The sequence below is a fragment of the Salmonella sp. NW38 genome (assembly GCF_051807745.1).
In the GTDB taxonomy this organism is placed as follows: Bacteria; Pseudomonadota; Gammaproteobacteria; order Enterobacterales; family Enterobacteriaceae; genus Salmonella; species Salmonella enterica.
Window position 1 is genome coordinate 212,587 of record NZ_JAMMTO010000010.1, and the last position, 10,673, is coordinate 223,259.

A 10,673-nucleotide genomic window follows, 5' to 3' on the forward strand; every position below is an offset into this window, starting at 1 on the left:
AAGGAGTCTATGATGAAAAAAGCGTTACTTACCGATGATGAATGCTGGCTGCGGGTGCAGGCGCGCGATGCCAGCGCGGATGGGCGTTTCGTTTTTGCGGTGCGAACTACCGGCGTTTTTTGCCGCCCTTCTTGTCGCTCGAAGCGGGCATTACGTAAAAATGTTCGCTTTTTTGCCAACGCGCAGCAGGCGCTGGACGCCGGTTTTCGCCCCTGCAAGCGCTGTCAGCCGGATAATGCGCGCGCGCAGCAACGGCGGTTGGATAAGATTGCCTGTGCCTGCCGTTTACTTGAGCAGGAGACGCCGGTAACGCTGGCGTCTCTGGCGCAGGCGGTGGCGATGAGTCCGTTTCATCTGCACCGTCTGTTTAAAGCGAGCACCGGAATGACGCCGAAAGGGTGGCAGCAGGCGTGGCGCGCCCGGCGGCTGCGTGAGGCGTTGGCGAAAGGAGAGCCGATCACGGCGGCTATTTACCGCGCCGGCTTCCCGGATAGCAGTAGCTACTACCGACATGCCGACCAGACGCTGGGCATGACGGCAAAACAGTTTCGCAAAGGCGGCGATAATGTCTCCGTTCGCTATGCGCTGACGGACTGGGTTTACGGACGGTGCCTGGTGGCGGAGAGCGAGCGGGGGATTTGCGCGATTCTCCCCGGTGATAGCGACGACGCGCTACTGGCTGAATTACACACCCTTTTCCCGGCGGCCCGCCACGCACCTGCTGACGCGCTTTTTCAGCAACGGGTGCGGCAGGTTGTCGCGGCTATCAACACACGCGATGTGCTGCTCTCGTTGCCGCTGGATATCCAGGGAACCGCGTTTCAACAGCAGGTCTGGCAGGCGTTATGCGCAATTCCCTGCGGAGAAACCGTAAGCTATCAACAGCTTGCCGCGACTATCGGCAAACCCACGGCAGTACGCGCGGTCGCCAGCGCGTGCGGCGCGAATAAACTGGCGATGGTGATCCCGTGTCATCGGGTCGTGCGTCGTGATGGCGCGCTCTCCGGTTATCGTTGGGGCGTGCGTCGAAAAGCGCAGCTATTAAAGCGAGAAGCGCAAAAAGAGGAGTAGCAATGCTGGATCTATTTGCTGATGAAGCGCCCTGGCAAGAGCCCCTGGCGCCTGGCGCGGTGGTGTTGCGCCGCTTTGCGTTTCGCGCGGCGCAGTCGCTATTAGACGATATCGGGTTTGTCGCCAGTCAGTCTCCGTTTCGTCAGATGGTGACGCCGGGCGGCTACACCATGTCGGTGGCGATGACCAACTGCGGCGCGTTAGGGTGGACCACCGATCGTCACGGTTATTGTTATGCCGTGCGCGATCCGTTGACCGATAAACCCTGGCCTGCGCTGCCGTTATCGTTTGCCAGCGTATGTCGTCAGGCGGCAATCGCGGCAGGGTATGCGAGCTTCCAACCGGACGCCTGCCTGATCAATCGCTACGCGCCCGGCGCAAAACTGTCGCTGCATCAGGATAAAGACGAGCCGGATCTGCGCGCGCCTATCGTCTCAGTTTCGTTGGGGGTGCCGGCGATTTTTCAGTTTGGCGGCCTGCGTCGCAGCGATCCGCTCCAGCGGATCTTACTGGAGCATGGCGATATCGTGGTCTGGGGCGGCGAGTCCCGGCTGTTTTATCATGGTATCCAGCCGCTTAAAGCGGGCTTTCATCCCATGACCGGTGAATTTCGTTACAATCTCACCTTCCGTCAGGCGGCTGAAAAAGAATAAAAATAAGAATTATTATTGCTGTGCAGGTGGAGTTAGTTAAACTGCGGGCTGTTATTATCGGTCCGGGTTGTATGCATGGAACTTCTTATTCTTGTCTGGCGGCAGTACCGCTGGCCATTTATTAGCGTGATGGCGCTGAGCCTCGCCAGCGCGGCGCTGGGGATTGGCCTGATCGCGTTTATCAATCAGCGCCTGATTGAAACGGTGGACACCACCGTCATGGTGCTGCCGGAATTTCTCGGTCTGCTCCTGTTGCTAATGGTCGTCACATTAGGTTCCCAACTGGCGCTTACCACTCTGGGACACCATTTCGTTTACCGCCTGCGCAGCGAATTTATCAAGCGCATTCTGGATACGCACGTTGAACGCATTGAGCAACTGGGCAGCGCCTCTTTACTGGCCGGTCTGACCAGCGATATTCGCAATATTACTATCGCCTTTGTGCGTCTGCCTGAGCTGGTGCAGGGCATTATCCTCACCGTCGGCTCGGCGGCGTATCTGGCGATGCTATCGACAAAAATGCTGCTGGTTACGGCTATCTGGATGGCGGTCACTATCTGGGGCGGATTTGTGCTGGTGGCGCGGGTTTACCAGCATATGGCGACCCTGCGCGAGACCGAAGATAAGCTGTACAACGACTATCAGACGGTGCTGGAAGGACGCAAAGAGCTGACGCTAAACCGCGAGCGTGCGGAGCAGATTTTTCAGCAATGCTATATCCCGGACGCCAAAGAGTACCGTTATCACATTATCCGTGCCGATACTTTTCACCTGAGCGCCGTCAACTGGTCGAATATCATGATGCTGGGGGCGATAGGCCTGGTCTTCTGGATGGCGAATAGTCTCGGCTGGGCGGATACCAACGTCGCGGCGACCTATTCACTGACGTTGCTGTTCCTGCGCACGCCGCTGCTGTCTGCGGTGGGGGCGTTGCCAACGCTACTGACCGCCCAGGTGGCGTTTAATAAACTGAATAAATTCGCGCTAGCCCCGTATAAGCCTGATTTTCCGCAGCCGAAAGCCTTTCCCGACTGGAAGACGCTGGAGCTGCGCAACGTGGTTTTCCACTATCAGGATAACGCGTTTTCCGTGGGGCCCATCAACCTGACGATTCACCGCGGCGAACTGCTGTTTTTAATTGGCGGCAACGGTAGCGGGAAATCGACGCTGGCCATGTTATTGACCGGTTTATACCAGCCGCAATCGGGAACGATTTTACTTGATGGTCAACCTATTGCCGCCGGGCAGCCGGAAGATTATCGCAAACTGTTTTCTGCGGTGTTTACCGATGTGTGGTTATTCGACCGCCTGCTGGGGCCGCAGGGGAAACCCGCCAATCCCGCGCTGGTCGAAAAGTGGCTTGAGCACCTGAAAATGACGCACAAGCTGGAGCTAAACGACGGGCGCATTTTGAATCTTAAACTGTCGAAAGGGCAAAAAAAGCGCATTGCGCTGCTGCTGGCGCTGGCGGAAGAGCGCGATATTATTTTGCTGGATGAGTGGGCCGCCGATCAGGACCCGCATTTCCGCCGGGAATTTTATCAGGTACTGTTGCCGTTAATGCAGGAAATGGGCAAAACCATTTTCGCCATCAGCCATGATGATCACTATTTTATTCATGCCGATCGTCTGCTTGAAATGCGCAACGGACAGCTAACCGAACTCACCGGCGACGAACGTGACGCCGCCTCGCGTGATGCGGTTGCGCGTACTGCGTAATGGACTATGGCGCCGGATGAACCACCTGATGGCAGCCCTACGTCCGCACGCGGGTAGGCCTGATAAGATGCCACGCGTCGCCACCAGGCATCGGGGTATTTTTTGCGGCGGGCGAGCGGATTTCCAGACGTGTTTTAAAAAGAACCCCGGAGCGCTGCGTGAGCCGGCGTGTTCAGATGCCCGGTAAGTGTGACCGGGCAGCGTAACATTATCGCGCGACGGCGTTCTGTACGTTAGCGTCCGCTTTCCAGATGCGGTATTTCACGTCTACATTCGCCGGGGTATACACCACGATCGGCAGCTTGCTGTTGTAGCGCAGCATCCCGTCTTCACCCAGCCAGGCGGTGACGAATTTTTGCTCTTTCTTACCTTCAGGGCAGGCCATCATGGTTGATACCGGAGAGGTGACGTTATCAAAGACATAATAGTCATAGCCCCAGCCTTCCAGCGTTTTTGTTTCCAGCGTGCCGCCGAGGCGATGCTGGTTACAATCCACATTCAGCGTTTGGCCAATCAACAGTTCCACTTTGAGGGTAGATTCATCCTGCTGAGGGGTAAGGGTTATCACTTGCCGCTTCATTCCTTTTTCCGCCTGCGGATAGGGGGCGATTTTCTCCAGCGGCTGGGCGGTATCGCTATTGTTAGCCCAGGCAGAGGCGCTGGCGAGGGCGGCGAAGACGACGGCAGGGACAAACATCTTCATTTGATTGTTCACAGTATTTCCTTTCTGCTGTTTTCGGTATGCACTGACAACAGATTAACACATTCATATTATCTATTAATCTGTATTTACTCATATTTTCAAGATTATTAATAAAATATCATCTTTTTATATAGTGGAATATTCCGATATTGATAATGTAAATGAAATTATCAACTATTAGTGATTTTCGTTATATAAGCATCTATATAACTCATTGAAATGTGAGAAAAAGCACGTTTACGGGTCTTTACCCGGCACTCTTTTGATCCGGCAACAGCATTTACCTCTATCGGGGTATGCATCTCTTACACATCCTGAAATATCTTATTTACAAAAACAACTACTCATAAATTGTACGGTTTTTATTGGTATTCACTCCCTATGGAAGCGTGTCGTTATGGAAGGGCGATATCATGGTTGATTTATCCCGTCGAAGCATGTTGACCGGCAGTTGGCGCAACGCCAGCAATGGGATTCTTCCGCCGTGGACCAGAGAAACAACCTATTTTCTCGCACATTGTCTGCGTTGCGACGCCTGCATCCAGGCGTGTGAGGCCGACATCCTGCAGCGAGGGACGGGGGGATATCCGAGCGTAGATTTCAAACGGGGCGAGTGCAGCTTTTGTTATGCCTGCGCGCAGGCCTGTACTGAATCGCTTTTTCTTCCGCGCCACACCAGGGCCTGGGATCTGATTTTTACACTCACGGAAAACTGCCTCGCCAGGCAATCGGTTGAATGCCATCGTTGCCAGGACAGTTGTGAACCTATGGCCATTACCTTTCGTCCCACGCTATCCGGTATTTACCAGCCGCAGCTTGACTCGCAGGCCTGTAACGGATGCGGGGCGTGTGTGGCTATCTGTCCCGTGTCAGCCATCAAAGCGGAGAACCACCATGCGCACTAACTGGCAGGTCTGTAGCCTGGTCGTGCAGGCCAAAAGTCAGAACATCGCCGCCATTGGCACACAGTTGAACACGTTGCCGGGTTGCGAAGTCGCGTTAAGCGACGTTGAAAGCGGGCAACTGATCGTGGTGGCGGAAGCAGATCAGAGTGAAACGCTGATGCAAACAATTGAGTCAGTACGCAATGTCGAGGGCGTACTGGCGGTGTCGCTGGTTTATCACCAGCAGGATGAGCAAGGTGAGGAAACACCATGAAACTCAGTCGTCGTAGCTTTATGAAAGCTAACGCCGTTGCGGCCGCTGCGGCGGCTGCCGGTCTGAGCGTGCCGGGCGTCGCCCGCGCCGTTGTCGGGCAGCAGGAAGCCATCAAATGGGATAAAGCGCCGTGCCGTTTTTGCGGAACGGGTTGCGGTGTGTTAGTGGGCACGCAGCAGGGCCGTGTGGTCGCCTGCCAGGGCGACCCCGACGCGCCGGTCAACCGTGGTCTGAACTGCATTAAAGGCTACTTCCTGCCCAAAATCATGTACGGTAAAGATCGTCTGACGCAGCCGATGCTGCGCATGAAAGACGGCAGCTATCACAAAGACGGCGAGTTTACGCCGGTGAGCTGGGAACAGGCCTTCGATGTGATGGAAGAGAAGTTTAAAACCTCTCTGAAAGAGAAAGGACCAGAAGCGATCGGCATGTTTGGATCGGGTCAATGGACCATCTGGGAAGGCTATGCCGCCGCGAAACTGTTCAAGGCTGGTTTCCGCTCTAACAACATTGACCCGAATGCGCGTCACTGCATGGCCTCGGCGGTGGTGGGCTTTATGCGCACCTTTGGCATGGATGAACCGATGGGCTGCTACGACGATATTGAGCAGGCCGATGCGTTTGTGCTGTGGGGTTCCAACATGGCGGAGATGCACCCGATTTTATGGTCGCGCATCACTAACCGCCGTTTGTCCGACCCGAATGTGAAAGTCGCTGTCCTCTCCACCTTCCAGCACCGTAGCTTTGAGCTGGCGGACAACGGTATTGTCTTTACCCCGCAAAGCGATCTGGTGATCCTTAACTATATCGCGAATTACATTATTCAGAACAACGCGGTAAATCAGGATTTCTTCACAAAGCATGTGAATCTGCGTAAAGGGGCGACGGATATCGGCTACGGCTTACGCCCGACGCACCCGCTGGAAAAAGCGGCGAAGAATCCGGGCTCCGATGCTTCCGAGCCGATGAGCTTCGACGAGTATAAAGCCTTCGTGGCGGAATATACGCTGGACAAGACCGCTGAAATGACCGGCGTGCCGAAAGATCAGCTGGAACAGTTGGCACAGCTCTACGCCGATCCGAATAAGCGCGTGATCTCTTACTGGACGATGGGTTTTAACCAGCATACCCGTGGCGTGTGGGCGAATAACCTGGTTTACAACCTCCATCTGCTGACCGGAAAAATCTCCCAGCCTGGCTGTGGTCCTTTCTCGCTGACCGGCCAGCCTTCCGCCTGCGGTACGGCGCGTGAAGTGGGAACCTTCTCACACCGTCTGCCCGCAGACATGGTCGTGACGAACGAAAAACACCGTGATATCTGCGAAAAACACTGGCAGATCCCTGCTGGCACTATTCCGGCAAAAGTGGGTTTACACGCGGTGGCGCAGGATCGCGCGTTGAAAGACGGCAAGCTGAACGTCTACTGGGTAATGTGTAATAACAATATGCAGGCCGGGCCGAACATCAATGAAGATCGGATGCCGGGCTGGCGCGATCCGCGTAACTTCATCATTGTCTCCGATCCTTACCCGACGGTGAGCGCGCTGTCTGCGGATCTGATCCTGCCGACCGCCATGTGGGTTGAGAAAGAAGGCGCTTACGGCAACGCCGAACGCCGCACGCAGTTCTGGCGTCAGCAAATTAAAGCGCCGGGCGAAGCTAAATCCGACCTCTGGCAACTGGTGCAGTTCTCCCGTCGTTTTAAAACCGAGGAGGTCTGGCCGGAGGCGTTGCTGGCCCAGAAGCCGGAGCTGCGCGGTAAAACGCTGTATGACGTTCTGTTCGCCACGCCGGCGGTCAGCAAATTCCCGCTGAGCGAGCTGAAAGAGGAGCAGTTAAACGATGAGTCTCGTGAGCTGGGCTTCTATCTGCAAAAAGGGTTGTTTGAAGAATATGCCTGGTTTGGACGTGGCCATGGTCACGATCTGGCGCCGTTCGACGATTACCACAACGCGCGCGGTCTGCGCTGGCCGGTCGTCGAAGGCAAAGAGACGCAATGGCGTTACAGCGAAGGCAACGACCCGTATGTAAAAGCGGGGGAAGGGTACAAATTCTACGGTAAACCGGATGGCAAAGCGGTGATCTTCGCGCTGCCATTTGAACCCGCGGCGGAGTCGCCGGACAACGAGTACGATCTGTGGCTTTCCACCGGTCGCGTGCTGGAACACTGGCATACCGGCAGTATGACGCGCCGCGTGCCTGAATTGCATCGCGCCTTCCCGGAAGCGGTGGTCTTTATTCACCCGCTGGATGCGAAAGCGCGCGATCTGCGTCGTGGGGATAAGGTTAAAGTGTCGTCCCGCCGCGGCGAAGTGATTTCGATTGTCGAAACGCGTGGACGTAACCGTCCGCCGCAGGGACTGGTGTATATGCCGTTCTTCGATGCCGCTCAGCTAGTGAACAACCTGACGCTGGATGCGACGGACCCGCTCTCTAAAGAGACGGACTTCAAGAAGTGCGCCGTTAAGCTGGCGAAGGTGTAACGCGTTATGTCCCGTACAGCGAAACCCCAAAATGGCCGCCGCCGCTTTCTGCGTGATGTTGTGCGCACTGCGGGCGGGCTGGCGGCGGTTGGCGTGGCGCTGGGCTTGCAACAGCAAACCGCGCGCGCAACGGGCGTGCGGCTGCGTCCGCCTGGCGCGCTGAATGAAAATGTCTTCGCCAGCGCCTGTGTGCGCTGCGGGCAGTGCGTTCAGGCGTGTCCATACGACACGCTAAAACTGGCGACGCTGGCCTCCGGGCTATCGGCAGGTACGCCCTATTTTGTCGCTCGCGACATCCCCTGCGAAATGTGTGAAGACATTCCGTGCGCCAAAGTCTGCCCCAGCGGGGCGCTGAATAAAGATATCGCCTCCATTGATGATTCGCGCATGGGGCTGGCGGTGCTGCTGGATCAGGAAAACTGCCTCAACTTTCAGGGGCTGCGCTGCGACGTTTGTTACCGCGAATGCCCGAAAATCGATGAGGCCATCACGCTGGAGCTGGATCGCAACATGCGCACCGGCAAACATGCGCGCTTTCTGCCCACCGTACACAGCGACGCCTGTACCGGCTGCGGCAAATGCGAAAAAGTCTGCGTACTGGAGCAACCAGCGATAAAAGTGTTGCCGTTGTCATTGGCGAAAGGGGAGTTAGGACACCATTACCGCTTCGGCTGGCTGGAGGGGAAAGATGGCAAATCGTAAACGCGACGCCGGGCGAGAAGCGCTGGCGAAAAAAGGCTGGTGGCGTAGCCACCGCTGGCTGGTGTTACGTCGTATCAGCCAGTTTATGGTGCTGGGGATGTTTCTCAGCGGCCCGTGGCTGGGCTTTTGGGTTTTGCATGGCAACTACAGCAGTAGTTTGCTGTTCGATACCCTCCCGTTGACCGATCCGCTGATTACCCTGGAAAGTCTCGCCAGTGGACATCTTCCCGCTACCGTGGCGCTGACGGGAGCAGTGATTATCACTGTGCTGTATGCGCTGGCGGGAAAGCGATTATTTTGCAGTTGGGTTTGCCCGCTAAACCCCGTTACCGATTTGGCTAACTGGATGCGCAGGAAATTTGACCTGAACCAGTCTGCGACGATTCCACGCCATATACGGTACGTCCTTCTGGTGGTGGTGTTAATCGGTTCGGCGTTGACCGGCACGCTGCTGTGGGAATGGATTAATCCCGTGTCGCTGTTAGGCCGTAGTCTGGTTATGGGATTTAGTAGCGGCGCGTTTCTGATTATTGCTTTGTTTTTATTTGATTTATTAGTCGTTGAGCACGGTTGGTGCGGTCATATTTGCCCGATGGGCGCGCTGTATGGCGTGCTGGGCAGTAAAGGCGTAGTGACCGTGACGGCCAAAAAACGTGAGAAATGTAATCGCTGTATGGATTGTTTTCATGTTTGCCCGGAACCGCATGTGCTACGTGCGCCGGTGCTGGATGAGCAAAGCCCGGCGCAGGTCACTCACCGCGACTGCATGACCTGCGGTCGCTGTGTGGATGTCTGTTCTGAGGATGTTTTTACAATAACGATACACAACATCATTCGGGATGCATCGCGGCGGTAAGCGAGGAAATCCCCAGGAGCATAGATAACGATGTGACTGGGATTTTCGAGCGCAGCCAACAAAGAGGCAGCTCGAAGGATGAAGTGTAAATGCGATGGAGTTCGGGAGCGAAACAATGAAAAGCCATGACCTGATGAAAGCGCTGTGTCAATGGATGGCCACGCTTGCCCTGGTGGTAAGTGGTGCGGTTTGGGCGGCAAACGGAGTGGATCTGAGCCAGTCGCCGGAAGTATCCGGGACGCAGGAAGGGGCGATTCGTATGCCGAAAGAGCAGGAACGTATGCCGCTAAATTACGTCAACCAGCCGCCGATGATCCCGCACAGCGTCGAGGGCTACCAGGTGACGACCAATACCAACCGCTGTCTGCAATGCCACGGCGTGGAAAGTTATCGTACGACGGGCGCGCCGCGTATCAGCCCGACGCACTTTATGGACAGCGACGGTAAAGTGTCGGGCAATGTCGCGCCGCGTCGTTATTTCTGCCTGCAGTGCCACGTACCGCAGTCTGATACCGCGCCGATTATCGACAATACCTTTACCCCCTCGCAAGGTTACGGGAAATAAGAGGTCATTATGGAAAATTCTAACCGTAAACCCGGCTGGATAAAGCGCGTCTGGCGATGGTGGCGCAGCCCCAGCCGCCTGGCGTTGGGGACGCTGCTGTTAATCGGTTTTATCGGCGGCATCATCTTCTGGGGCGGCTTCAATACCGGAATGGAAAAGGCTAACACCGAAGAGTTTTGTATTAGCTGCCATGAAATGCGCAACACGGTGTATGAGGAGTATATGGAAACCGTCCACTACAACAACCGTAGCGGCGTTCGTGCCACCTGTCCTGACTGCCATGTGCCGCATGAGTGGGGGCCGAAGATGATCCGTAAGATCAAAGCCAGTAAAGAGCTGTACGCGAAGGTATTTGGGCTGATAGATACACCGCAGAAATTTGAAGCTCATCGCCTGACAATGGCACAAAATGAGTGGCGGCGCATGAAAGACAACAACTCGCAGGAATGCCGTAACTGCCACAATTTCGATTTTATGGATCTGACCGCGCAAAAAGGCGTCGCGGCGAAAATGCACGATCAGGCGGTCAAAGACGGACAGACCTGTATCGATTGCCACAAAGGGATCGCGCATAAACTGCCGGATATGCGTGATGTTAAACCAGGTTTCTGACAGGACGTTGATGAGTGGGAATGCTTGAAGCCAGAGATCTGTACTGCGAGCGGGACGAGAGGACGCTGTTCAGTGGGCTGTCGTTCACCGTGGAGGCCGGGGAGTGGGTGCAGGTCACCGGCGGCAACGGCGCCGGAAAAACCACCCTGCT

General features: G+C 55.7%; 12 protein-coding genes. 11 read left to right on the top strand and 1 reads right to left on the bottom strand.

Annotated elements, in window-relative coordinates; translation table 11 throughout:
• Positions 1 to 9: 9 nt before the first annotated feature.
• From ada to NA624_RS18130, 3 genes are all read left to right on the top strand, one after another.
• Entirely contained in the window at positions 10 to 1,071 is a 1,062-nt protein-coding gene (gene ada / locus NA624_RS18120; protein ID WP_000975966.1) for a bifunctional DNA-binding transcriptional regulator/O6-methylguanine-DNA methyltransferase Ada, read from the top strand.
• 2 nt (positions 1,072 to 1,073) lie between these two features.
• Entirely contained in the window at positions 1,074 to 1,724 is a 651-nt protein-coding gene (gene alkB, locus NA624_RS18125) for a DNA oxidative demethylase AlkB (protein WP_000884989.1), read from the top strand.
• A 75-nt stretch (positions 1,725 to 1,799) separates the two neighbouring features.
• Positions 1,800 to 3,443: a multidrug ABC transporter permease/ATP-binding protein gene (locus NA624_RS18130; protein ID WP_000421586.1), complete on the top strand. Its 1,644-nt coding sequence runs from the start codon at positions 1,800 to 1,802 to the stop codon at positions 3,441 to 3,443.
• Between the two features lie 208 nt (positions 3,444 to 3,651).
• Here the strand turns inward: NA624_RS18130 and eco are convergent, their stop codons facing one another.
• Positions 3,652 to 4,146, bottom strand: coding sequence for a serine protease inhibitor ecotin (gene eco / locus NA624_RS18135; protein ID WP_001550295.1), 495 nt, complete (start codon positions 4,144 to 4,146; stop codon positions 3,652 to 3,654).
• 413 nt (positions 4,147 to 4,559) lie between these two features.
• On the opposite strand from eco, the gene napF reads away from it, so the two are divergent.
• From napF to NA624_RS18175, 8 genes are all read left to right on the top strand, one after another.
• Entirely contained in the window at positions 4,560 to 5,051 is a 492-nt protein-coding gene (gene napF, locus NA624_RS18140) for a ferredoxin-type protein NapF (protein WP_000228076.1), read from the top strand.
• A complete protein-coding gene (napD, locus tag NA624_RS18145) occupies positions 5,041 to 5,304 on the top strand; it encodes a chaperone NapD (protein ID WP_001260058.1) in 264 nt (87 codons plus the stop codon). Before napF ends, napD begins: the two co-directional genes overlap by 11 nt.
• On the top strand, positions 5,301 to 7,787 hold the full coding sequence (napA, locus tag NA624_RS18150; RefSeq protein ID WP_000778099.1) for a nitrate reductase catalytic subunit NapA: 2,487 nt from the start codon (positions 5,301 to 5,303) through the stop codon (positions 7,785 to 7,787). Before napD ends, napA begins: the two co-directional genes overlap by 4 nt.
• Positions 7,788 to 7,793: 6 nt before the next feature.
• Positions 7,794 to 8,489 carry a ferredoxin-type protein NapG gene (gene napG / locus NA624_RS18155; protein ID WP_000091679.1) on the top strand — a complete coding sequence of 232 codons (696 nt, stop codon included), beginning with the start codon at positions 7,794 to 7,796 and terminating at the stop codon, positions 8,487 to 8,489.
• Positions 8,476 to 9,345, top strand: a complete 870-nt coding sequence (napH, locus tag NA624_RS18160) for a quinol dehydrogenase ferredoxin subunit NapH (protein WP_000013483.1) — start codon at positions 8,476 to 8,478, stop codon at positions 9,343 to 9,345. The genes napG and napH overlap by 14 nt, the downstream gene beginning before the upstream one ends.
• 115 nt (positions 9,346 to 9,460) lie before the next feature.
• Complete coding sequence (napB, locus tag NA624_RS18165; RefSeq protein ID WP_000835182.1) at positions 9,461 to 9,910, top strand: nitrate reductase cytochrome c-type subunit; 450 nt, start codon at positions 9,461 to 9,463, stop codon at positions 9,908 to 9,910.
• Between the two features lie 9 nt (positions 9,911 to 9,919).
• On the top strand, positions 9,920 to 10,522 hold the full coding sequence (napC, locus tag NA624_RS18170) for a cytochrome c-type protein NapC (RefSeq protein WP_000431778.1): 603 nt from the start codon (positions 9,920 to 9,922) through the stop codon (positions 10,520 to 10,522).
• A gap of 20 nt (positions 10,523 to 10,542) precedes the next feature.
• A partial coding sequence (locus tag NA624_RS18175) for an ATP-binding cassette domain-containing protein (protein ID WP_119757578.1) occupies positions 10,543 to 10,673 on the top strand: 131 nt, incomplete at its 3' end.